A 25,958-nucleotide genomic window follows, 5' to 3' on the forward strand; every position below is an offset into this window, starting at 1 on the left:
ATCAGACAGCTGTCGTACTATGGCAATATTCAATTTTCAAAAGCCCGATAAAGTTATAATGATCGATTCTTCCGATTTCGAAGGAAAATTTGAATTTCGTCCTTTGGAACCCGGATACGGATTGACCGTTGGTAACGCATTACGAAGAGTTTTGCTGGCTTCGTTAGATGGTTTTGCTATTACATCGGTGAAGATAGAAGGCGTGGAGCACGAATTCTCCACCATATCCGGTGTAGTAGAAGACGTTACGGAGATCATCCTGAATTTAAAACAAGTTCGTTTTAAAAGGCAGATTGACGATGTGGAGAATGAAACCGTTTCCGTCTCCATTACCGGTAAAGAACAGCTCACGGCAGGGGATTTTCAGAAATTCATTTCCGGCTTTCAGGTGCTGAACCCGGATCTGGTGATCTGCAATATGGAGCCCAATGTTAATATCAATCTGGAACTGACCATAGAGAAAGGAAGAGGTTATGTTCCGGCTGAAGAAAACAAAAAGCCCAACGTACCTATAGGAACTATCTTTACGGATTCTATCTTTACACCCATCAAGAATGTAAAGTATAGCATAGAAAACTTTCGTGTGGAACAGAAAACCGATTATGAAAAACTGGTTTTTGAAATTGTCACCGATGGTTCCATACATCCGAAAGATGCCCTGACAGAAGCGGCCAAGATACTGATCCATCACTTCATGCTGTTCTCCGATGAGCGGATAACCCTCGAAGCTGATGAAATTGCACAGACGGAAACCTATGACGAAGAGTCGCTCCATATGAGGCAGTTGCTCAAAACCAAGCTGGTGGACATGGACCTGTCAGTCCGTGCACTGAACTGCCTGAAAGCGGCGGAGGTGGATACGCTGGGCGATCTGGTATCCTTCAACAAGAACGATTTGATGAAGTTCCGGAACTTTGGTAAAAAATCCCTGACAGAACTGGAAGAACTCGTAAGTGTGAAAGGGTTGAGTTTCGGTATGGATCTATCAAAATATAAATTAGATAAAGATTAATCTTTTCCTTTTTCGAATGTATTCCCTTTACGGGGATACATTTCGGGAAAAGAACAATTAGGGAATTAAGATGAGACACGGAAAGAAAATAAACCACTTAGGTAGAAAATCGGCACACAGAAAGGCCATGCTGGCAAATATGGCGTGTTCGTTGATAGAGCATAAGCGTATTAACACCACAGTAGCCAAGGCCAAAGCGCTCAAGCAATTTATAGAACCACTGGTTACCAAGTCTAAAGAAGATACTACACACAACAGGAGGATAGTATTCAACAGACTAAGAGATAAATATGCGGTAACCGAACTTTTCAGGGATGTGGCTGTTAAGGTAGCTGATCGTCCCGGAGGATATACCAGGATCATAAAACTGGGAAATCGTCTCGGAGATAATGCAGACATGGCCCTCATTGAACTCGTGGATTACAACGAGACCTATGACGCAGGAAAACCCGCCAAGAAAAAGTCTACAAGACGTGGTAGGAGTAAAAAATCGTCGGCACAGAAAAGTGAAACGGCAACTGCAGAAGCCGCTGAGGAGACAGCAGTAGATACTGAAAATACTGCAGCGCCTGCCGAAGAAAAGAAAGCCAAGGCACCGAAAAAGGAACCGGAGGCAAAGAAGACCGATAAGCCGGAAGAAGGCGAAGCGAAAAAACCTTCATCTGAAGAATAACAAATGATAACGAAATCATTACATATCAAAAGGATAAACATTTTAGTTTATCCTTTTTTTTATGTTATTTTGTAAAACTTTAAAGTACTTCGGAAAATACCGCCAAAAAAGACCTGGTTTCATATTGAACCGGAGAAAACAACTCTGAAGGCGGAACAGTTTTGGGAGGACTTTTTTAAAAATACGTATCTCGTACATGAAGTATCAATCAAGAAAGAAAGCGGTCATTATCCTTGCGGATGGGACCATTTTTTATGGAAAAGCAGTAGGTAAAGAAGGAACAGCCTTCGGTGAAGTGTGCTTTAATACCGGGATGACCGGTTATCAGGAAATTTTTACAGACCCGTCCTATTTCGGGCAGATCATGGTCACTACCAACGCACACATAGGAAACTACGGGGTCAATGACGAAGAAGTGGAATCGGATTCCGTGAAGATCGCCGGTCTGGTATGTAAGAATTTCAGTTATGAATTTTCCAGGGTAAATGCTTCAGGTTCCCTGGAAAACTTCCTGAAAGAAAACAAACTTTTTGCCATATCGGACGTAGATACCAGGGCCCTGGTGAGTTATATCCGGGACAATGGTGCCATGAATGCCGTGATCTCTACGGAGATTGACCGTATGGATGAACTCAGGGCAAAGCTTGCGGAGGTTCCGGATATGAAAGGGCTTGAGCTGGCTTCGAAAGTATCTGTCAAAGAGCCCTATTTTTACGGAGATCCCGGCGCAACTTACAAGATTGCCGCACTAGACCTGGGGATCAAAAAGAATATCCTGAGAAACCTTGCAGCGAGAGGAGCATATGTCAAGGTATTTCCGTACGACACCACGTTTGAAGAACTTCAGGCATGGGGTCCGGATGGTTATTTTTTATCGAATGGCCCCGGAGACCCGGAACCGCTGGAGGGTGTTATCGCCGTAGCCAAAAGAATTATAGAGGAAAACCTGCCGCTTTTCGGTATTTGCCTCGGGCATCAGATCATCGCCTTGTCAAGGGGAATATCAACCTATAAAATGCACCACGGCCACAGGGGAATCAATCACCCGGTGAAAAACCTGCTTACAGGTGAGGGGGAAATCACTTCGCAGAACCACGGGTTTGCGGTTAACAGGGAAGAAGTGGAAAAACATCCGGACGTAGAAATCACCCATCTCCACCTGAACGATAATACCGTTGCCGGTATCCGCCTGAAAAACAGGAATTGCTTTTCGGTACAATACCACCCGGAAGCAAGCCCCGGCCCGCATGACGCCTCCTATCTCTTTGACCAGTTCATGGAAATGGTGGCCGATAAATCAGCAGTAAACAGTTAGGCAGCCCGTAAAATAAATAGCATTTACCGCAACGGGAATTTGCGGAAAAGAAATAAAAAGGAAAAAGAAAAAAACGCGTATAATAAAAAAGATTATGAGTATCATTATTAGTGTTCATGCAAGGCAGATTTTAGATTCAAGGGGTAATCCCACGGTAGAGGTGGATGTGGTTACGGAAAACGGGATACTCGGAAGGGCAGCGGTGCCGTCCGGAGCATCCACCGGCGAACACGAAGCCGTGGAATTGAGGGACGGCGGTTCTTCATATATGGGTAAGGGTGTGTCTAAGGCCGTAGACAATGTAAACAATGTTCTGGCCGAGGAATTGGTAGGGACATCCGTCTTCGAACAAAATGCTATCGACAAGAAGATGATAGACCTGGACGGAACGTCAAACAAGTCAAAACTGGGCGCAAATGCCATACTTGGTGTTTCGCTTGCAGTAGCCAAGGCCGCTGCCAATGAATTGGGGATGCCTTTATACCGCTATGTAGGAGGTGTCAGTGCCAATACACTTCCCGTTCCCATGATGAATATTATCAACGGAGGTTCTCACTCCGATGCCCCGATCGCTTTCCAAGAATTTATGGTTATGCCTGTAAAAGCGAACAACTTTACGCACGCCATGCAAATGGGTACGGAGATATTCCATAACCTGAAAAAAGTCCTTCACGACAGGGGCCTGAGTACCGCTGTTGGTGATGAAGGAGGGTTTGCCCCTACACTCGGCGGTACCGAAGATGCCCTGGACACTATTCTCAAAGCCGTGGAAAAGGCAGGTTATAAACCGGGAGAGGAAGTGAAAATAGCACTGGACTGTGCCTCTGCCGAATTCTTTGTAGACGGAAAATACGACTACACCAAGTTTGAAGGCGACAAGGGCAAGGTAAGGAACCCGCAGGAGCAGGCCGATTACCTGGCCGAACTCGTGAGCAAATATCCCATCATATCCATCGAAGACGGAATGGATGAGAACGACTGGGAAGGCTGGAAATACCTTACCGAAAAAATCGGGGACAAAGTGCAACTGGTCGGAGATGACCTCTTTGTGACCAATGTGGAAAGGTTATCCCGGGGAATAGAGAACGGTATAGCCAATTCTATCCTTATCAAGGTAAACCAGATAGGAACACTTACCGAAACCATTGCGGCCGTAAATATGGCACATAATGCGGGCTATACGTCTGTGATGTCACACCGTTCGGGAGAAACGGAAGACAATACCATTGCAGACCTCGCAGTGGCCCTGAACACGGGACAGATCAAAACCGGGTCGGCTTCCAGGAGCGACCGTATGGCCAAATACAATCAACTGCTTCGCATAGAAGAAGAACTTGGTGATGTGGCTTACTACCCGCAGGAAAATGCCTTTAAAGTAAAATAATCCTCCGGAAACCGGAAAACAATATAAAAACTCCAAAGGTCGTTGTGTCTTTGGAGTTTTTTTATGGTGAGAATTTCCGTGTCCGGTCACTGAAAAATATTCGGTCCGTTGATCCGGATATGGTGCATAACAGGTGCATTTCTCCCTGAAGAGAAGAACGGGCCGCGGGATCATAAAGAGTTGCTTTTTATACTGTAAAACAGGCAAAAATAGTGGCAATTAACCTTATGTTAACACATTATTTTGTATTTTCGCAACTCTCATTCACATCACTTATCCCGACCTCTGTCGGATGACTGCGATGTGGAAATTTGTGAATCAAAAAAATCTATAGAATTATTATGTCAAAAATTGCTACCTTAGAGTGTAACGGTGAGAAATATGAGTTTCCGGTAACCGTAGGAACGGAAGATGAAATAGCGATAGATATAAAGACCCTCCGGGCAAAAAGCGGTATCATTACCCTTGATCCGGGATATAAGAACACGGGGGCGTGTGAGAGCGCTATTACCTACCTTGACGGTGAACAGGGAATTCTTCGTTATCGCGGTTATACCATCGAAGACCTGGCTGAAAAAGCCGATTTCCTTGAGGTTGCATATCTTTTGATCTTTGGTGAGTTGCCTTCAAAAAGTCAACTGGATAAATTTCACGACGATATAAGGGACGAGGCAGTGGTTGACGAGGAAATGAAAAAGATTCTCGACAGCTTTCCCAAATCTGCCCATCCCATGGGTGTTCTTGCATCGCTGACCAGTGCGCTCATTGCGTTTAATCCAACCTCTGTCAATGTATCTTCAGAGGAAGACATGTACAGGGCCATTGTAAAGCTGATGGCCAAATTCCCTGTACTCGTGGCATGGACACTGCGCAAAAAAGAAGGGCTCCCGCTGGATTATGGTGATGATACCCTCGGGTATGTGGAGAACATTGCCAAAATGATGTTCAAAAGACCTAACAAGGAATACAGGAAGAAAGATACCATCATCAATGCACTGGACAAACTGTTGATACTTCACGCCGATCACGAACAGAACTGTTCAACATCTACCGTGAGGATAGTAGGATCGTCTCATGCAGGGCTGTTCGCTTCCATTTCTGCGGGGATATCTGCTTTATGGGGGCCACTCCACGGAGGCGCTAACCAGGCCGTAATAGAAATGCTCGAAGGCATCAAGGCCGACGGAGGCGATACCAAGAAATACATGGCCAAGGCCAAGGACAAGAACGACCCTTTCCGCCTTATGGGATTCGGACACAGGGTATACAAGAACTTCGACCCGCGGGCAAGGATCATCAAGAAAGCTGCAGACGAAGTACTTGGCGATCTCGGTATCGTAGACCCCGTGCTGGACATTGCGAAGGGTCTGGAAAAAGAAGCCCTCGAAGACCAGTATTTTGTAGACAGGAAGCTCTATCCAAACGTGGATTTCTATTCCGGAATTATTTACAGGGCGCTCGGAATCCCGACAGAGATGTTCACCGTAATGTTTGCCATGGGACGACTACCCGGCTGGATTGCACAGTGGAGGGAAATGCGCCTGCGCAACGAGCCCATCGGAAGACCGAGACAGGTATATATCGGAGAAAACAAACGTCCGTTTGTAGATATTGAAAAGCGATAGGAAGATCGGAACCATAAAACCGAAATTTTTTTCGGGAAAACAGGTAGAGACGCACGGCCGTGCGTCTCTACTTTTTTATATTTGTAACAAATCATCACCTTTATGTTGAAACTGAACGTGAAAGACGAGACTTCCAGGCTAAAGGCATTGGTTGTGGGCACTGCAAAGAGCAACGGCCCCGTTCCGGAACCGGAAGAAACCTATGATCCCAAATCCCTGGAACACATTCTGGCAGGGACCTATCCGAAAGACGAGGATATGGTTAACGAAATGGAAACCTTTGTCAGGGTGCTGCAAAAACATGACGTAGAGGTTTTCAGGCCGGAACTTATTCCGGACTATAACCAGATATTTGCAAGGGATATTGCCTTTGTAATAGACGATCTGTTTATAAAATCCAATATCCTTCCGGACAGGGAAAAGGAATTGAAGGCCATTCAGTATGTCGTGGACCAAATAGCTCCCGAAAAGATCATCAAGCCCCCGGAAGAAGTACACATCGAAGGTGGAGATGTTATGTTGTGGAACGATCATATCTTTGTGGGGACATATAAAGGTGCGGACTATCCCGATCAGATCACGGCCAGGACCAATATGCACGGCGTGCGGTTCATACGCGAACTTTTTCCGCAGAAAGAGGTCAGGGAATTCGATCTGGTAAAGTCCGGGACGGAAGCCAGGGACAATGCGCTGCACCTGGATTGCTGTTTTCAACCCGTAGGCCGGGACAAGGGGATTATTTACAAGGGAGGATTCCGGGACGGGAAAGATTACGAATATCTCGTAAAACTGTTCGGGAAAGAAAACCTGTTTCACATTACAAGGGACGAAATGTACTATATGTTTTCCAACGTATTTTCCATAGCACCCGATGTAGTGGTCTCCGAACGCAATTTTACACGTTTAAACAACTGGCTCAGGGAGAACGGATTTGAGGTAGAAGAAGTTGCTTATGCCGAGATTTCCAAGCAGGAAGGATTGTTCCGTTGTTCGACCATGCCGCTAATCAGGGAATAATTATGGAAAAACAGATAACCGATACCATATTGATGATTCGCCCCGTGAACTTCAGGATGAACGAACAGACGGCGGTGAACAATTACTATCAGAAGGTGCTGGACAACCTTTTACCGGAAACGGTTCAGGCCAGGGCACAACAGGAATTCGATGCCTTTGTGGAAAAACTGAGGGCAGTTGGTGTAAATGTTATTGTGGTGGATGATACCAAAACCCCCGATACGCCGGACTCCATATTCCCCAATAACTGGATATCCTTTCACAGCAATGCTACGGTGGCCTTATATCCCATGTTTGCAGAGAACCGGAGGCTGGAACGCAGGGAAGAGATTCTTGAAGCAGTTGAACAGCAGGGATTTCATATAGACAATATTGTGGATTACACTTCGGCTGAAGAAGACGGGGTATTCCTGGAAGGAACGGGAAGTATGGTACTGGACCGGGTAAACCGGAAAGCCTATTGCGCTTTGTCCCCCCGTGCTGATGAAGAACTCCTCATCGAGTTTTGCGAAAATTTTGAATATACCCCGGTGATCTTTACTGCCTTTCAAACGGTGGAAAGTGAACGAAAAGCCATCTATCATACCAATGTAATGATGTGTGTTGCCGAAACCTTTGCTGTTATTTGTCTGGATGCCATAGATGATAAAAAAGAGCGCAGGAATGTGATAAAGCACCTGAAGGAAGACGGCAAAGAAATTGTGGCCATAGCCGAGGCACAGGTCAACAGTTTTGCCGGTAATATGCTGCAGGTTGAAGGAAAAAACGGTGAAAAATACCTGGTAATGAGTGAGGCGGCACACAAAAGCCTGTTGCCCGAACAGAAGAAAAGCATTGAAAAAAATTGTAAAATCCTCTCGTCACCGCTCGATGTGATAGAAGCCTGTGGCGGCGGAAGTGCAAGATGTATGATGGCAGAGGTGTTCCTCCCCCGCTAACCGGAGAGAAAAATAATTGTTATCTTAGGGCTGAAGTTACCGCAGCACTACAAATAAACAGATGCGGTACAGGGAACATAGACACACAAGGGCAGTTTATACACATAATATGTTATCAAAAAAGACCAAATACGGGCTGAAGGCTTTGGTTTATATGGCCAGGAAAGAAGATAGAAAACCCGTACTCATATCGGAAATAGCGGAAAGCGAAAGCATTTCCAAGAAATTTCTCGAAATCATACTGTTACAATTAAAAAATTCCGGTTTTCTCGGTTCAAAGAAAGGCAAGGGCGGAGGTTATTATATGATGAAGGACCCTGAAGAGATAACCATTGCAGCCCTCATCAGGATACTCGAAGGTCCCATAGCACCGTTGCCTTGCGTGAGCCTGCATTTTTATGAGAAATGCAGTGACTGCAAGACCGAAGAAGATTGTTCGCTCAATAAAGTTATGGTAGAAGTTAGGGACAGCATGCTCAGTGTACTTGAAAAAAGGACTTTGGCAGATCTTTCCGGATAGTGAAAAAAAAAAATGAGTTAAAAGTCTAGTAAATCGATAGATTAATAGTATATTTGTTCCCTATTACTGTTACAATGATACTCGATTTATTAAAAACACAGAAGGACAATCCGGCGTCAGACAGTCATAAGGTGTCTGTTTTAAAGGCTATTTCATGGAGGGTGGTAGGTACGATAGATACCATGGTGATCTCCTATATCCTGACCGGAGATATAAAAGTAGCCCTCGGGATCGGAGGTATTGAAGTAATATCCAAGATGGTGCTCTACTATTTGCACGAGAGAGCCTGGCTGAAAATTACAAAAAAATAAGATTATGGATTTGAGCAAGATAAATGACTATTTGAAAGACAAGTCCCCGAAGGAGATCGTGGAATGGGCCATAGAAACGGCCAACCGTCCTGTTGTAACCACAAATTTCAGACCTTACGAAGCTGCAATTTTACATGCTGCTACCAGGGTAAAGAACGATATTCCCGTGATCTGGTGTGATACCGGATATAATACTCCCCAGACGTACAGGCATGCAGAAAGGGTAATAGACAATCTGGATCTCAATATTCATTTGTATGTGCCGCAGCAAACCGCTGCACACCGTGATGTGGTTATGGGAATACCGGATATCGATTCACCACTCCACAAGGAATTTACGAAGCAGGTGAAACTGGAACCTTTCCAGAGAGCCATGAAAGAACACCAGCCGGACGTATGGTTCACCAACCTGCGAAAAGGGCAAACCGCATTCAGGGATTCCCTGGATATCGTTACCCTGGGCAGCGATGGTGTATTGAAAGTATCCCCGTTCTTTTACTGGTCTGATGAAGACCTGGACAAGTATCTCGAAGAAAATCAACTGGAGAACGAGTTCAGGTACTACGATCCCACCAAGGTGCTGGAAAACAGGGAGTGTGGCCTTCATGTGCCTGCCCAAAAACAAACAGTCTCTTCCTGATCTGAAATTCCGTAATAATTTAGTCTTTATATATACATACGCCCGGTATTGTTTTTACAGTACCGGGTTTTTTGTGTTTTGATGTCAATAGGAAACTAACCCCGTTCATAACATAGAGGAAAAATACGGTATTTTTGATGTATCAGCATATATTACAACCAAAATACCACAACCATGAGAAAAGTATTTTTAATGTTTTGCTGCCTTTTTGTACTTCAGGCAGTATTTCCACAGCAAAACCCGGACAGTTTGTTGCCCGTAAGAGGGTTGGCCATAGCCGCACCGTATCCGGACGGGGTAGACAGGTTTGTCCGTTTTATCGATGAAGAACTCGCCCCCCGTAAGGTAAATACCCTGATCCTTAGGGTGGATTACAATTATCAGTATACCTCCCACCCGGAACTTGCGGAAGACAATGCCCTTTCTGAAGCAGATGTAAAAAATATTGTAGCTGTCTGTAAACAACATAACATCAGTATCATTCCCCAGATCAATCTTTTGGGGCACCAGTCATGGGCAGGTTCGCTGGGGAAGTTGCTGCAGGTATATCCCGAATTTGACGAGACCCCGCACGTAAAGATGCCCGAAGACTACAAATGGCCCAATGAAGACGGATTGTATTGTAAAAGCTACTGCCCGCTGCATCCCGAAGTGCATAAGGTGGTTTTTGCGTTGGTGGATGAGATCACCCGGGTGTTTGAAGCCGATGCGTTCCACGCCGGTATGGATGAGGTCTTTTATATAGGTGACGAAAAATGTCCAAGATGCGGCGGAAGGGACAAGGCCGAACTCTATGCCGGAGAAGTAACCCGGATAAGGGACCATCTCGCCGAAACGGGCAAAAGGCTCTGGATGTGGGGCGACCGCCTTATCGACGGGAAAACAACCGGTATAGGCATGTGGGAAGCCAGTATGAACAATACCCACGGGGCAGTGGATCTTATTCCGAAAGACGTGATGATCTGTGACTGGCACTACGAACGTGCAGACCCGACCGCTGTGTATTTTGCCATGAAAGGGTTTGATGTAGTGACCTGTCCGTGGCGCAGGGAGGAAGTGGCTGTAAAGCAACTGTCGCAAATGCTGGATTACCGTGCCCATTCAACATCTGAAATGAAAAGCAGGTTCCGGGGAATGGTACATACCATATGGACCGGTGCCGATAATTTTCTGGACCTGTATTACGGAAAAAAGGAGAATAAGGACGAACAGGGAGACCAGGCGGACTGTTTTAAAGTACTGTTTGACGAGATCAATAAACTGGGCTCCCCCGGCTCCGCTCGGGGACCAAAATCGTAATTCCTACAGGTCGTCTATAAAAGTCGGAAAGCTGTCCGATTTGGACTTGAGTATTTTTTTGATAAAATCACGCCCTGTTTCGTTCCTGGCATCGACCTTAACATGATAATCGTCCTTGTAAATGATGTACAGGTTGGTATTGACCTTGTGAATGGACAATTTGTAATACGGGATCACCAGGGCATATTTGTCCAGTATGGCCGTGAATCTCAGAATGATTCCCTGGGGTCTTAGTTCTATGATACACGTACTGTCGGTCTGGTTTAAGATCAGCAGGTTGTGTAACTGTACGGAAGAAGATACAATGTCCATTTTCGGGGAATGGACCCCTCCTATTTTTACCCGGTCGGCAATGGTATAGGGTTTACCCACCGCAGATTCGATCTTTTTCTTGTTTTGGGTGTCGTTACAGGAAGCGTACAGAAGCATGTGGATTTTTGTTATAAAGATACTCTTTTTTTAGATACGGGATATGAGATTTCAGATGTGAGATTGCGACAATAAGGCAAACGATGGCCGGAAACCGGACAATTATTTTCTGGTATTTAATACCGTAGTCACTTAAACCCGAAAGCAAATCTAAAATCTGACATTTAAAATCTAAAGTCTTTTTATCTTTGCAGGCCTGTACAGGACAAAAAATATGCAGATGGACATACAAGAACTTATCATTACCAGGGTAAAAGAAGCTGTAAAGCAATTATTTGATGTCGAGCTCGAAACGGTGGAACTTCAGCCAACCCGCAAGGATTTTGAAGGCGATGTCACCGTAGTGGTGTTTCCCATGCTCCGTTTGCTCCGGGGGAATCCACAGGCTATCGGGGAAAAATTGGGTGCCTTTTTGGAGGAAAATGTAAAAGAAGTAGCCCGTTTTAACGTGGTTAAGGGTTTTCTGAACCTGGTGATCGGTGATAATTATTACCTGGATTTTTTCAACGCGATAAAAGAACAGGAAAATTACGGATATGTAACTCCCGATCCGGACGGTAAGGCGGTCCTGGTGGAATATTCTTCGCCCAATACCAATAAACCGTTGCATCTGGGACATATACGAAACAACCTCCTCGGGTATTCGGTGGCCGAAATACTGAAGGCTTCAGGGAAAAAAGTGTACAAGACCCAGATTATTAACGACAGGGGTATCCATATCTGCAAGTCCATGCTGGCCTGGAAAAAATTCGGTAACGGGGAAACTCCGGAGTCTACCGGGTTAAAGGGAGACAAGCTGGTGGGCAATTATTATGTGACTTTTGACAAGGCCTATAAGAAGGAGATCGGGGAACTGGTGGCCGGAGGAATGCCGAAGGATGAAGCTGAGAAAAAAGCCCCGTTACTCCTGGAAGCCCAGGAAATGTTGCGAAAATGGGAAGCCGGGGACGAAGAGACCGTAAACCTCTGGACAACCATGAACCAGTGGGTGTACGACGGTTTTGACATCACCTATAAGAACCTCGGGGTTGATTTTGATTCCTATTATTACGAAAGCGATACCTATCTCCTCGGAAAAGATGTGGTGGAAGACGGGCTGGAACGCGGTGTGTTTTACCGGAAAGAAGACGGCAGTGTGTGGATAGACCTCACTGATGAAGGCCTGGATGAAAAGATCGTTTTGCGTGCCGACGGTACCGCCGTATATATGACGCAAGACATCGGTACTGCCATTCAGCGGGTCAAGGACCATCCGGACATAGGCGGTATGGTGTATACCGTGGGCAATGAGCAGGACTATCATTTCAGGGTATTGTTCCTCATCCTGCAAAAACTCGGTTTTGACTGGGCCAAAAGCCTGTACCACCTCAGCTATGGTATGGTAGACCTGCCCGGCGGAAAGATGAAAAGCCGGGAAGGTACGGTGGTGGATGCAGACGACCTTGTTGTGGAAATGGCGCAAACTGCCGGAGAGATCTCCAGGGAACTCGGCAAACTGGACGGGTATTCGGAAGAAGAAAAAGAGGAACTGTATACCATTATAGGTCTCGGGGCCCTGAAATATTACATTCTGAAGGTTGACCCCAGAAAACGGATATTGTTCAACCCGGAGGAGTCGGTTGATTTTGCCGGGAATACAGGGCCTTTTATTCAGTATACCTACGCCCGTATCCGGTCTATTATGCGAAAGGCCGAAGGCGTGGATTATACAAAAAACATTGACGGGCTCTCTTTGCATGAAAAGGAAAAAGAGTTGTTAAAACAACTGGAAATGTTCCCGGAGATTGTGCGTAATGCGGCAGAAAATTACAGCCCGGCGGTGATTGCCAATTATACTTACGATCTTGTAAAGGAATTTAACTCTTTCTATCAGAACGTATCCATCCTCGGGGCGGAGGATGATATCCGCAAGGTGTTCCGGGTACAGCTTTCGCAGAAAGTGGGGGAAGTTATTGCCTCCGGCCTGCGCCTGCTGGGGATTGATGTTCCGGAGCGGATGTAGTAGGAAAGCTAATGTGCCAATGTGATGATGAGTAAATGAGTTTTGGAGTTTGTTAGTTGATTAATAACACATACTCCAGAACTCCAAAACCAAACACAAAAAAACCGCCTCACTTAAAGCAAGGCGGTTCATAGTTAACCATAGATGAAAACTAATCCCGATTAATTATCGGGGAGCAATAAAGGGCACTATTGCATCTTTTATATCACTTGCAGAAGCATTGTTGTCCAGGTTGAACAACACTTCATAAAGTCGCTTGTCGTTTACTTTGGATTGTAGTCTGAGGTCGGTGTGCTTCCGGAAAATCCCGTCCCATTCGTCACGGACACGGGCCCAGTAATCCTGGTTTTCTTTCCACCATTCCTTCGCTACATCGCATTTGGAATCTTCCACTTTTCTGTAATAGTTAAGGCCTTTTTCCCGGGCCAGTACGGTATCACCCTCATCATTGCGTATCACCTTGTCGTTGTCCTGTTCGTGCAGCCAGCCGTAATCGGTAATCTCGTGCCGGTTGGTGCGCCTTGTGACGTTATAATCGTTACGCTTGGTATATTCCCGTCGCGGCAGGGGGGCGTCGGTGGTGTTTTCCCAGTAGTGCTTTCCGTCTACATGCACCCAGGTTGCCGAACCTTCATACCGCGGACTGTCATCAACCTGGTAAACTTTCTGGGTCCATTGTCCTTTTACGTCTTCCGGATTCAGCTTGTTGTAGTGCCATTCGTTGTCTTTATAGAAAGTGTAGAGGTCGGTGTTTTCGTATAACCAGTCCTGCCGCCAGTGCTTGATAATCATGGTGTCCCTTACGATAAGAAGATGTTGCAGGGCGATCTTGTTGTCAGTTTCCTCTACCGGGGCCACCCATTCCAGGGCACTTGCAGTATAGCGGTCGTGAAATTCATAGTCCTTGTCGGGGGCAAAGGTCTCGGCAAAATTAAAGGTCACTTCATAACAACCACACATATCCTTAATGGCCTCTATGTCTTTTTCCTTATCGGCCTGTGCATATCCGGCCGTAGTAATTCCGAGTGCCAACAGTGCCTTAAACAAAACGGAGTTCTTCATCATATTTTACGGTTTAGTTAAAAGTTTTACTGCAGCTTAAACAGGTAAGCCGTGGACAAATTTAATAAATTAATTTAGATTGAATAAAAATAAATCATATATTTGCCTCAAAGTTATTGAGAATGGTTCTAAATAGAAAAGCTTTAGTGATAACTTTTATGATGACCGCCACAATTTTTGCGCAACAAAAGGAAAAGGATACGCTAACGACACAGGAATTAGAGGAAGTGGTTGTCAGTGCTACGAGAAATCTGAGGCAATTGTCATCCGTTCCCCTTCCCGCACAGTTAATATCCAGGGAGCAGATACAAAATTCAGGGTCGTTGCGGTTATCCGATATACTGGAAGAACAGACCGGGCTTATAACCGTTCCTGATTTTGGAGGTGTAGAAGGCATTCAGATACAGGGATTGGATGCGGCCTATACATTGATATTAATAGACGGTGTGCCATTGATAGGCAGGAGCGCGGGTACTTTGGACCTTAATCGTATTACAGTGGCCAACATAAAACAAATAGAGATCGTAAAAGGGCCGTCGTCCAGTCTCTTTGGGTCGGAAGCCATGGGAGGAGTGATCAATATCATTACTGAAAAACCTGTGTCCAATACCATAAAAGGGGAACTTAGCTATCGTTATGGAACCTTTGATACACACGATGTTTCTTCCTCTGTGTCTTATGGAAAGTCTAAATACGGATTTTCGGCCTATACCAATCTTTATAAAAGTAACGGTTATGATCTCACTCCCGGGGATATATACAATACCGTAGAGCCTTTTCAAAATATAACCTCGGGATTGCAGTTTCGGTACCGGCCGTCAGAGAAGTGGAATATGAATGTGTCTTCCCGCTTTTTTAATCAACAGATAAAAGCAAAAAGCGAAGTTTCGGAAGAACTGTTATCAGGAAAAGGGACAACTGATGAATGGAACCTGCATGCTATAATAACACAAACCCCGGATGAGCACTGGAAGATGGAATACGAATTTTATACCACCAGGTTCAAAACCGAACAAAAGCTTTATACCACGACAAACAGCCTGTTTGAACGTAGTTATTATAATGAAAGTGTAATAAGGCCGGAGGTGAGGGTGCATTATAATGCGGGGAACAAAGGTACACTGACCGCGGGTGCCGGGGCAAGTTTTAATACGTTAGACCGTACTTATTTTAACGATAATGTAGATTTTAATGCCATATACGCCTATGCGCAATACGACTTCCGGCCGATAGAACGGTTGAATGTCATAGCAGGGGCAAGGTATGATGCACATAACATATACGAATCGGCTTTTAGCCCGAAACTTTCGGCTAAATATGACATATCCGAGGCAATTAGTATCAAGGGTTCCGCCGGATTCGGATTTAAAGTGCCCGACCTTCGCCAGTTGTACTTCGATTTTGAGAATTCTGCGGTAGGATATATTGTATTGGGATATAACGTGGCCTATGACCGCTTACAGGAACTGGATAAACAGGGACGGCTGCGGAACTATACCATGGATACGGAGATTTATAGCAAAGACCTTAAAACCGAAAACTCCGTTGGCTATAACCTTGGGGTTACCGCCAGGTATGACAAACTGAAAACTGAAGTCAATTTTTTTTATAATTCCATTGAAAACCTTATAGATACCAGGGCGGTGGCACAATTGAAAAACGGACAAAATGTTTTTAGTTACTACAATGTGGGAAAGGTGTATACCTACGGTGCAGAAATAAATGCCACTTATCAGCTTACTGAAAATCTGAAACTTCTTACGGGATACCAACTGCTATTTGCCAAGGATAGAGATGTAGAGAGACAATTTGATAACGAAGGCTATTTTGCACGGGATGCCGAGAATAAGACCTTCCGGCTAAAAAAGAGTGATTACTTCGGCCTGTATAACCGTTCCAGGCATACGGCTAATGCCAAGGTGTTTTATATCATACCCCATTGGAAGGCCTCGGCAAATCTAAGAGCTGTTTACCGGAGTAAATTCGGATTGTTTGACAGTAATGATAATCAGATATTGGACACATACGACGATTTTGTGGATGGTTATGTACAGTTGCACGCTTCTTTTACAAAGGATATTTACAAAAACGTAAAAGTGCAATTTGGTATAGACAATATTCTGGATCGTACAGATACAAATATTAGCAATCTTCCCGGGCGGATCGTTTACGGGAGGGTACAGTTTCAATTTTAATTTTAAACACGGATGATATGAAGTTTACACACAAGAATTTTTTGATCGCTTTGTTTTCTGTGGCGTTTCTCACGTCCTGTAGCAGTGATGACGACAGCCCCAACGAAGAACCGGAACCGTTGGAGGTAGAGACCGTAGAAAATTTGTATGCCCCTTCAGAAGGAGAACAGGGGCAGGAGGCAGGATCGTTTACAAAATTCAGCTTTTCTACCGGGACAGAGGTGGAAGGAGATAACTGGGATATTGCCTTCAGAGGAACCACCATTATCGTAAACGGCGGTACTGATACCGGAGATGAAGATGAACCGGAGCGCACCGGTAATGCGGCCATAGCACTGATAACAGGTATTTTTGACGAGATTACCGAAGCCCCGGAAGATTCCGGCTTTGCACAAGACGGTGCTGAGGGATATGCCTTGCCCAAAGATATAAGCCCAAGTCAAGGGTGGTATAGCTATAATATGGAAACACATATTATATCCCCGGTTGCCGGAAAAGTATTGGTGATAAGGACCCATGATGACAAATATGTCAAGATGGAGATCTTAAGCTATTATAAAGATGCCCCGGCTAATCCTGATCAAACCAGTGAATTCAGATATTATACCTTTAACTATATATATCAACCGGACGGTAGTAAAAGTTTTGAATGATGGTGTTCAATTATTTTGAAGTTAGTTTAGTTTTTAAGTTTTTTATTTTTTAGTTGCAGTAACCCCGGTGGCTGTAATAGTTGCCGGGGTTTTGTAGTTAAAAGAACGTGAATAATGGATAAGAACTAAAGTAATATTAACATAAAAAAAGAGTAAGATAATAGCTTTGGATGCTTGTAGAGGTATCTCTTTTATTGACTCGATAACAGTCAAGCTCTGTTATGTCAAACGGGAGAAGCAATACCAGGCCATGAAAGGGTTGGCAACAAAAAGCAAATCTACTATGAGATGGTTCTTTGTCCCGAAAGCTTTCGGGATCAAGCTGCATTTGATTATTAGTGATCAGAGGGGAATCCTAAGCTTTTACCTAACCAAGGCCAACGTGGATGATCGGGATATGAAGGTGATCGCTTCCCTGACCGAGAACATCTTTGGTAAACTCTTTGGAGATAGAGGTTATATCTCCCAGAAACTGGCCAATTATCTATGGAACGATGGGATAGACTTGATCTATAAACGCAGGAAAAACATGAAAAAACAGAATCTCTCAGACACAGACAAAATCCTCTTGAGAAAGCGGGCCTTGATCGAATCGGTCAACGATGAACTCAAAAACATTTGTGCCATAGAACACAGCAGACATCGTTCCCCGGCTGGGTTTATCATCAACCTGGTTAGTGGCTTATGTGCTTATCGTTTTTTACCTAAAAAACCAAGCTTGAACATTCAACCTCATAAAAATAACAATGGCCAACTTCTATTGGCTGCTTAAACATTATTCACGTTAAATAAAATATCCAAAACATCATGAATCAATTAATTAAACTCTTATTATTTTCACTGGCTATTCTATTTTCTTCTAGCTTATGCTCACAAAGTGTTCTTTTTGATCACATAAACGCAGATAAAACTCCTAAGTCAGATACATTTCCAGAATATAGTTTTTTTAGAGAAAATTTATCAAGAGGTCTGATAGATGTATCTATCCCATTATATGAAATCAATGTTGGAAGTATTAAAGTTCCCATAGGATTAACATACAATTCAGAAGGAATTAAGCTAGATCAGATAGCCTCAAATGTTGGCTTAGGATGGTCTTTGAATGCAGGTGGAGTTGTCAATAGAAAGATTCAGGACATAGAAGATCATCAAATCGAACAGCTATATACAGGAAACAGCACTTGTTTTGAAGGTGCTTGTAGTGATGCATTAATAAAGGTTTTAGGATATCATATGGAACCCGAAGATTTAATACCTGAAAACCACACAAGGACTGTATATACTGATGTCGCTGACATTGACGCCGCCCCAGACTTATTTTCTATTATGGCTCCTGGTATAAGTTCAAAATTCTATTTAGAGAGTCTTGATCGAGGTAATAATCCTAATGATTTTTATAATAACATAAGCACATATACAATTAAATTCCTTAACGGCGATGCCAAAAAAGGAGGTGTTGTTACAAGAAAACCTCTAACAGGAATGCCGTCTAATGGGTTTAATACATCTGAAATTCAAGGATTTCCTGCTTCAACTCATGGTTTTGCTGGTCAGTTTAATGATGTACGAACCCCTGTTGATTATGAAGGATTTAGGATAACTAATTCCCAAGGTTTAATATATACTTTTAATCAGCCTGATTTTTTTGAAAGTATTACTAGTTTTTCTTCAAAAGGTCAATTTACAACAAAAGAAGATTTGTTTGGTAATCTGTATCAAGATGACTCTCAAATGGCTCTTTTATCTGTGTTTGCTGGTGGTCTGTATAGGCTAAGAGCCAATTCATGGCACCTTACTAGTATAGAGGATCCAAGAACTTCAAATTCTATTTCATTTTCTTATGAAAGTTATAATAAACCAAATACTAGGGAGTATTCAACGAATATTGATATTAAGAAATATGCTTCTGGCAATGACCCTAATTTTATGTGTTATTTAGAATATTTACCTAAATGGCAGGTTGGCCCAAATAATCCTTGTTCTTTGTGCGAATTATGGACTAAAACCCCAAAATACTATTCAAAAGAATCTCAAGTTAATAGAATTGATGAAATAAATTGGAATCAGGGTATAATCAAATTTTATTATGATTTGGACAGGGCGGATGATCCAAATGAAAAAGCCCTAACTAAAATAGAAGTATTGGATACGAATGGTAATAATGTTAAGACCTATTTTTTTAATTATAGTTATTTTATATCTAAGGAAAATTGTAATGATTGGAAGTGCAAAAGATTGAGACTTGACGGTATTGATTTTTTAGAAGGCAATGAACGAAGAGAATATTATTCTTTTGATTATTATGATGATATACCGCTACCTAAAGTTAATTCCCTAGAAAAAGATTTTCTCGGATATTACAACAATAATGGTGCTGAAATTGGAAACACGCTAAGTACACTTAATACACCAATTCTTTATTATGTTCCAAACTTAGGAAGAAATTCTGTGTTACCCTTTCCACTTAATAATTCGACTGAAATTGATGGGGACTATTCGCTTTTGGCAAATGAATATTCTTTAACAGGGCTACTTAAAAAAGTAACTAACCCCTTGGGTGGCAGCAATACCCTAGTATACGAAAATCACAATTTTGTAATGAATGGACAAACATTTACTGCTGGGGGGGCCAGGATTAAAACTCAAACCCTTAATGACGGGAATAATGAACGTATTATCCATTATGAATATGAATCAGGTGAATTAATTAATGCTCCTATTTTTGGGTTCTCTCACGCCTATAATCAAAATTTAGACAATGACATTGGCGGTTCTGCTTTTATAGCATTTACAAATGATCAAGGCGGAAGGGACTCTTGGATCGAGTATGGAAAAGTAATTAAGAAAGAAATAGGAAATGGACGTACCGAGTATTATTTCTCGAATGAACCCAATGTTGAGGTTGTGGCACAAAGTGAAAATGATCATTCTTGTTTTACAAATTTTTATGGTAGTAGTGCCTTAGGTAAAACGTCTTACTTTGAGGATAATGATATTTTTAGATCAAAAATAGCCCAAGAAGAAGTATATGATGCCAACAACAATATTTTAAAACAAACAGAGTATGATTATACTGGCGAAGAGTTAGACAACTTACCACTTAGTTTTCAAAAATCTCAAGTTAGTATGTGCTGTGGAAATATTGAAACTGTAACCAATCAACCCTTTGCTTCAACATTAAATGATTATGCAAGATTCAAATATACCTCTAATTTAAAAATTCAGAGAAATCATTTAACACAAAAGATTACCCGTGAATACTTAGATGGAGGTTTAAAAGTGACGCAAGAGGATTTCATATTTGATAGTCAATATCCTTTGATAAAAGAGCATAAAATATCTGATAACGTAGGTGAATTAAGAACAAAGTATTACTATCCTTTCGATTCTGAGGTTAACTCTTTACCGTATATGCCCAGTCTTGTTAATATAAATATTATTGGCAGCCCCGTAAAAGAAGAGTCTTATATGGACAACGTCTTAACGAGTACTACACAAACAAATTATCATGTACCACCTGGAGGGGATCCAATGTTTGCTTTGTTTCCAAAAAGTATTTCAGTATCTAAAGGTGATGGTTTACTCGAAGAAGGTGTTGTTGTAACAAGTAGGGACGCAAAAGGTAATATCACAGGATACAAAACAATAAGTGATGTTCATTATACTATTATATGGGGCTATAACGGACAATACCCTGTAATAAAAATAGAGAACAAGGAATATGATTCTGCTTTTACCAAAGTTATAGGTATTCTTTCTACGGATACCAACGGCCCATTCAATGATATTGAAGAACTCCTGCAGGCAGTTGAGGGCATACAGAACAATTCGACCGCAAAAACCATATGGGACAGTTTTAATCAAAGTCTACGCACAGCAATGCCGAGTTCTATGGTTACTACATATACCTATGACCCCTTGATCGGGGTGACCAGTATAACGGATCCCCGGGGTTATACCATGTACTATGAATATGATGAGTTAAACAGGTTAAAAATAGAGCGGGATAAAGAAAGTAATATTTTGAGGGATTATAGGTATTACAACAAGTCACAAAGCGAATAATCATGGAAAAAGTTTTAAAAAAAATACTCTTCGTCATTTGTTTTTCTACGGGCATAATAGCTTTTTCACAAACCAATGTAGAATTTGATATTTCGAATTTTTCGTTCAATCAAAATGGTGGTGAGGTAATTGTCGATTATGTTGCGGATTACGATATCAGCAGCACTATTTTCTTTGCAATTACTGAAAATGTTGATTGGTTGGATGTGGAATTTGTTCAAGGAGGCACCAATGGTAGTCTTAGGGTTACGTGTGACCCATTTGACGACGTGACCTCCAATTACTCAAGATCGACTACTGTTTATTTGGATGAGTTGACAATTGGTAATAGAACGGTGGCATTTAAGATATCCCAAAGTTTTTATTGTGATACTAACATTGGTAATTTGACCAATGGGAGTTCCTTCGGCTATGAGGGGGGCTACACAGACCTCCCTGTGAGTTTCAACGATGGCTGCTTCTTAGCCATTAGTACAACGGAAGATTGGGTGACTATAACGTCCATTGATGGGGGCTATCGTTTCACCGTGGACGCCAATACTAGTTTCGGTTCAAGGACAGCTACAGTTGTGGCCCTTGGCACTGCTCTTGAGGAGCCTACCGATCTTTTTACCATAACCCAGGCAGCCTACAGCTGTGACCTGGTAATAGGGGAGTTGACCAACGGGAGTTCCTTCGGCTATGAGGGGGGCTACACAGACCTTCCTGTAAGCTTCAACGATGGCTGCTTCTTAGCCGTTAGTACAACGGAAGATTGGGTGGCCATAACGCCCATTGATGGGGGCTATCGTTTCACCGTGGACGCCAATACTAGCTTCGGTTCAAGGACGGCTACAGTTGCGGCCCTTGGTACTGCTCTTGAGGAGCCTACCGATCTTTTTACCATAACCCAGGCAGCCTACAGCTGTGACCTGGTAATAGGGGAGTTGACCAACGGGAGTTCCTTCGGCTATGAGGGGGGCTACACAGACCTCCCTGTGAGCTTCAACGATGGCTGCTTCTTAGCCATTAGTACAACGGAAGATTGGGTGACCATAACGCCCATTGATGGGGGCTATCGTTTCACCGTGGACGCCAATATTGGTTTCAGTTCAAGGACAGCTACAGTTGCGGCCCTTGGTACTGCTCTTGAAGAACCTACCGATCTTTTTACTATCTGGCAAGGATACTGCAATAATAATTACATCCACCAACGGATTTATCAAAATGAGCAAAATTTACAAGCTGACTATTCCTCTCTGAATAAAAATTTGGTGCAAGAGGTTACTTACTATGATGGATTGGGAAGGCCCAGCCAACAAGTAAAAATCGCACAATCTCCTGAATTGGATGGTAAACATGGTGATATTATAACCCATATAGAGTATGATGATTATGGTCGTATGGAAAAGGAATGGCTCCCGTATGTAGGTCAAAGCTCAGTGTTGGGTGTTTATCGAACAAATGCAAAATCAAGTACAGAGGATTTTTATAATGTTGTCAAATATGATTATACAACAAATGCATATTCTCAAAAAGAATTCGAGCCCTCACCACTTAATCGGGTCTTGAAACAGGCAGCTCCCGGAGAGGCATGGAAACTGAACCCGTCAGGGAAGGATCATAGTATTGAGTTCAGCTACCAAATTAACACCCATGATCCAGGAAATGTTAGTGACCCAAGCAAAGACAATATAAAGCTTTTTGAAGTCCACTTTGCAGATCCTCAAAACACTGAAGCCCCTGAACTTCAAATGAATGGGTATTATGATCGAAATGCACTTTATAAAACAGTCACTAAAGATGAAAACCACAGTGGTACAAGTAAAGAACATACAGTAGAAGAGTTTAAAGACAAACAGGGTCGTGTAGTTTTAAAACGGACCTATGTCAAAATAGGAACTGCAGTCAAAACGCATGACACCTATTATGTATATGATGACTATGGCAATTTAACGTATGTACTTCCTCCCAAGGTCAATATAAGCAATACTATAACAACCACAGTATTAAATGAATTGTGTTACCAGTATAAATATGATGGGCGGAACCGTTTAATAGAAAAGAAAATACCAGGGAAAGGCTGGGAATATATCGTATATAACCTACTGGACCAGCCTGTAATGACCCAGGATTCAGTATTAAGGGCCCAGAAAAAATGGCTTTTTACCAAGTATGATGCCTTCGGTAGAGTGATATATGCTGGGCAGACGAGCCACAGCCAAACCAGGGATGAACTTCAGGCAATTTTCAACAGGGCAGCCAAAAAGTATGAGACTCGTATACAATCCCCGGCTTCTCCTACGGCTATAAAAGGCACTGATGTTTACTATACCAATGTGAGTCCGCCTACTGGGATATTCCAGGTATATACCATAAACTATTACGACGACTACAAATTTGACCTGGCTGGATTAACCGTACCTGCCGAGGTGTTGGGACAAATGGTGGACAGCAGGACCAAGACCCTGGCTACAGGAAGTAAGGTCAGGGTATTGGGGACGAATCATTGGATTACCACAATTACGGGTTATGATAAAAAAGGAAGGGTAATCTATACTGCCAGCAAGAACCCTTACCTGAATACTACAGATGTTGTGGAATACAAGCTGGATTTTGTAGGAAAGGTACTGGAAACCAAAACCACCCATGCCAAAGGCAACAACTCCGCCATAGTAACTGTAGACAATTTTGAATACGACCATGCCGGGAGGTTAATAAGGCAATCACAATGTATCAATGGGGATTGTGGTGCAGGGACTGCAGGGGAAGACCCGGTCTATGACGATATCATCACGTCAACCCAACACAAAGTAGCCAGCAACTCCATTACCTTAAAACCTGGTTTTCATTTTAAAGCGACCAGTACTGCCAGTTTTAGTGCTTCGATCAGCCCGGAGGGAGAGCTTATCGCAGAAAATGTATATGATGACCTGGGGCAATTAAAAGAAAAGAAGGTAGGGAATAATTCAGACAATCCCTTGCAAAGCATTGCCTATAAATACAATGTACGTGGATGGTTAACAGATATTAATGATGTGGACAACCCCGGTAATAAACTATTTAATTTCCAGATCAATTATAACAAGAGCCGAAGCGGAACAGTAACTCCGTTGTTTAATGGTAATATAGCGGAAACGTACTGGAAGACAGGTAGTGACAATATCATGCGGCGTTATGCGTACACCTACGATGCTCTGAACCGGATCACCTCCGGGAAGTTTAACGGCAGCGGGCAAACAGACCGTTATACGGTAAAAGATATTGCCTACGATAAGAACGGGAATATTACCGGGTTGACCCGTAACGGTCATCTCGTAGCCAACCCAGTTCAAAGCAATGCCGACCATTTTGGGGAAATGGACAAACTGACCTACGCCTACCATAACGGAGGCAACTTTTTGGTCAAGGTGACTGAGGCTGATACAGCCAATAAGACTTATGGTTTTAAAGATGGCAGTAATACGGATAATGATTATGCCCGGGATGCCAACGGTAATATGACAAGGGACAAGAACAAGGGTATTACAGGTATCACCTATAATCATTTGAACCTTCCAACCCAGGTCAGTTTCGGAAGCGATAAAATTGCATATATTTACGATGCTTTGGGCACCAAATTAAAGAAAGAGGTTACCCAGGGAAGTTCTGTGACAGCTACGGAATATGCCGGGAATTATATCTATGAAAATGGGCAACTCAAGCAGGTCAGCCACCCGGAAGGGTATTTTGAGCTGAAAGCTGGCGGTGGTTATCAGTATGTGTACTATCTGAGAGATCATTTAAATAATGTAAGGATCACGTTTGCCGATGATAATGGTGATGGTATTGTAGGGGCTTCGGAAATCAGAAGGGAGCAAAACTATTACCCTTTCGGCCTGGAACACAAAGGGTATAATAATGTAATTGTTGGAACTCAAAATAATTACAAACAATTCCAAGGACAAGAATGGACAGAAGACTTAAACTTGAATGTTGACGAATTTAGATTTAGGATAAGTGATCCAGCAATTGGAAGATTTTGGCAAGTTGATCCATTAGCGGAGAAATTTGCACACAATGGAGTATATAATTTTTCTGAAAATAGGGTTGTTGATGGTATTGAGTTAGAAGGATTGGAGAGACTAGATTATAGATATACTTTGGATGACAATGGTTATGCTCAATTTTCCAGTTTAACTATTGATTTAGAAGAAGACTTTAGTGTTAACTATAATCTAAATGGTAGAAACACTTCTTTTGAAACAATAAGTAAAATTAATGGGTGGTCAGAAAATGACCCTGTCGTACAAAAAGGGATAGATAAATTGCGTTCTGACAATGCTACTAATGGAGGTAATTTTTCAGATAATTATTATGCAGAATTTGGAGGTTTTTTGATAAACAACTCAATACCATCAATGTCAAGTATAAGAAATGATAAAAGTTCAATGATAGCAATAAAAGACGGGGTTAGTAGTGTTACAAGTTTTTTGGATAACACTACAGGTTTTGGTAATGGTAAAGGTTCACCTTTATTCCATCTTTATGAAAATATGGTACGAAAAAATGATGATACTGGTTATGACAAATTAATGCACTTTTCATTTACAGCTAAATATGCAACATATGGTGTAGGTTTGTTTATGGGAGAAATGAAGGAATTCTTTAAGGATGAAGTTCCTAGTTGGTTTGGTAATGATAAAGGTTGGGACAATATGGATATTAGGGCGAATCAGCAAGGGAATAGTTATATGTTAAATATTATTAGACAAATTGGAGCTAATGATCCAACATCTTTACATAATAGTTCCTTGTTTAATAATAATCTTAATAAAGGAAGAAGATTTTAGATGAATA

Annotated in this window: 18 protein-coding genes and 1 pseudogene; 17 read left to right on the forward strand and 2 right to left on the reverse strand. The window is 42.6% G+C overall.

Annotated elements, in window-relative coordinates:
* Nucleotides 1-19: 19 nt before the first annotated feature.
* The 11 genes from LS482_RS12820 to LS482_RS12870 all read left to right on the forward strand — a co-directional run bounded on the left by LS482_RS12820 (nt 20) and on the right by LS482_RS12870 (nt 10,734).
* Complete coding sequence (locus tag LS482_RS12820; protein ID WP_233027915.1) at nt 20-1,012, forward strand: DNA-directed RNA polymerase subunit alpha; 993 nt, start codon at nt 20-22, stop codon at nt 1,010-1,012.
* 70 nt (nt 1,013-1,082) lie between these two features.
* Nucleotides 1,083-1,685: a 50S ribosomal protein L17 gene (gene rplQ / locus LS482_RS12825; RefSeq protein WP_233027916.1), complete on the forward strand. Its 603-nt coding sequence runs from the start codon at nt 1,083-1,085 to the stop codon at nt 1,683-1,685.
* 196 nt (nt 1,686-1,881) lie between these two features.
* The gene (gene carA, locus LS482_RS12830; RefSeq protein ID WP_233027917.1) at nt 1,882-3,000 is read left to right on the forward strand and encodes a glutamine-hydrolyzing carbamoyl-phosphate synthase small subunit; all 1,119 of its coding nucleotides are present in this window, start codon (nt 1,882-1,884) and stop codon (nt 2,998-3,000) included.
* Between the two features lie 94 nt (nt 3,001-3,094).
* On the forward strand, nt 3,095-4,384 hold the full coding sequence (gene eno, locus LS482_RS12835) for a phosphopyruvate hydratase (protein WP_233027918.1): 1,290 nt from the start codon (nt 3,095-3,097) through the stop codon (nt 4,382-4,384).
* A 341-nt stretch (nt 4,385-4,725) separates the two neighbouring features.
* A complete protein-coding gene (locus tag LS482_RS12840) occupies nt 4,726-6,009 on the forward strand; it encodes a citrate synthase (RefSeq protein ID WP_233027919.1) in 1,284 nt (427 codons plus the stop codon).
* 102 nt (nt 6,010-6,111) lie between these two features.
* Nucleotides 6,112-7,026: a dimethylarginine dimethylaminohydrolase family protein gene (locus LS482_RS12845; protein ID WP_233027920.1), complete on the forward strand. Its 915-nt coding sequence runs from the start codon at nt 6,112-6,114 to the stop codon at nt 7,024-7,026.
* A 2-nt stretch (nt 7,027-7,028) separates the two neighbouring features.
* Nucleotides 7,029-7,964: a citrulline utilization hydrolase CtlX gene (ctlX, locus tag LS482_RS12850; protein ID WP_233027921.1), complete on the forward strand. Its 936-nt coding sequence runs from the start codon at nt 7,029-7,031 to the stop codon at nt 7,962-7,964.
* Between the two features lie 109 nt (nt 7,965-8,073).
* Entirely contained in the window at nt 8,074-8,484 is a 411-nt protein-coding gene (locus LS482_RS12855) for an RrF2 family transcriptional regulator (RefSeq protein WP_233027922.1), read from the forward strand.
* A 74-nt stretch (nt 8,485-8,558) separates the two neighbouring features.
* A complete protein-coding gene (locus LS482_RS12860; RefSeq protein WP_233027923.1) occupies nt 8,559-8,795 on the forward strand; it encodes a DUF2061 domain-containing protein in 237 nt (78 codons plus the stop codon).
* 4 nt (nt 8,796-8,799) lie between these two features.
* Nucleotides 8,800-9,435 (forward strand): phosphoadenosine phosphosulfate reductase domain-containing protein, encoded by a 636-nt coding sequence (locus tag LS482_RS12865; protein ID WP_233027924.1) that lies wholly within the window; start codon nt 8,800-8,802, stop codon nt 9,433-9,435.
* A gap of 174 nt (nt 9,436-9,609) precedes the next feature.
* Entirely contained in the window at nt 9,610-10,734 is a 1,125-nt protein-coding gene (locus LS482_RS12870; protein WP_233027925.1) for a family 20 glycosylhydrolase, read from the forward strand.
* Between the two features lie 3 nt (nt 10,735-10,737).
* On the opposite strand, the gene LS482_RS12875 is transcribed toward LS482_RS12870, so the two are convergent.
* Entirely contained in the window at nt 10,738-11,163 is a 426-nt protein-coding gene (locus tag LS482_RS12875; RefSeq protein ID WP_233027926.1) for a hypothetical protein, read from the reverse strand.
* 220 nt (nt 11,164-11,383) lie between these two features.
* Here LS482_RS12875 and argS point away from each other — a divergent pair, with 220 nt between their 5' ends.
* Nucleotides 11,384-13,165: an arginine--tRNA ligase gene (gene argS / locus LS482_RS12880; RefSeq protein ID WP_233027927.1), complete on the forward strand. Its 1,782-nt coding sequence runs from the start codon at nt 11,384-11,386 to the stop codon at nt 13,163-13,165.
* A 165-nt stretch (nt 13,166-13,330) separates the two neighbouring features.
* On the opposite strand, the gene LS482_RS12885 is transcribed toward argS, so the two are convergent.
* Nucleotides 13,331-14,227, reverse strand: a complete 897-nt coding sequence (locus LS482_RS12885) for a DUF6607 family protein (RefSeq protein ID WP_437441017.1) — start codon at nt 14,225-14,227, stop codon at nt 13,331-13,333.
* A gap of 158 nt (nt 14,228-14,385) precedes the next feature.
* On the opposite strand from LS482_RS12885, the gene LS482_RS12890 reads away from it, so the two are divergent.
* From LS482_RS12890 to LS482_RS12910, 5 genes and pseudogenes are all read left to right on the forward strand, one after another.
* The gene (locus LS482_RS12890) at nt 14,386-16,422 is read left to right on the forward strand and encodes a TonB-dependent receptor plug domain-containing protein (RefSeq protein WP_233027929.1); all 2,037 of its coding nucleotides are present in this window, start codon (nt 14,386-14,388) and stop codon (nt 16,420-16,422) included.
* A gap of 17 nt (nt 16,423-16,439) precedes the next feature.
* Nucleotides 16,440-17,075 (forward strand): HmuY family protein, encoded by a 636-nt coding sequence (locus LS482_RS12895; protein WP_233027930.1) that lies wholly within the window; start codon nt 16,440-16,442, stop codon nt 17,073-17,075.
* A 154-nt stretch (nt 17,076-17,229) separates the two neighbouring features.
* Nucleotides 17,230-17,847, forward strand: a pseudogene (locus LS482_RS12900) (IS982 family transposase); the annotation flags it as partial.
* Between the two features lie 35 nt (nt 17,848-17,882).
* Nucleotides 17,883-21,140, forward strand: a complete 3,258-nt coding sequence (locus LS482_RS12905) for a hypothetical protein (protein WP_233027932.1) — start codon at nt 17,883-17,885, stop codon at nt 21,138-21,140.
* Nucleotides 21,141-21,142: 2 nt separating this feature from the next.
* The gene (locus tag LS482_RS12910; protein ID WP_233027933.1) at nt 21,143-25,951 is read left to right on the forward strand and encodes a DUF6443 domain-containing protein; all 4,809 of its coding nucleotides are present in this window, start codon (nt 21,143-21,145) and stop codon (nt 25,949-25,951) included.
* The last annotated feature ends 7 nt before the right edge of the window (nt 25,952-25,958 follow it).

The organism is Sinomicrobium kalidii, assembly GCF_021183825.1.
Taxonomy (GTDB): domain Bacteria; phylum Bacteroidota; class Bacteroidia; order Flavobacteriales; family Flavobacteriaceae; genus Sinomicrobium; species Sinomicrobium kalidii.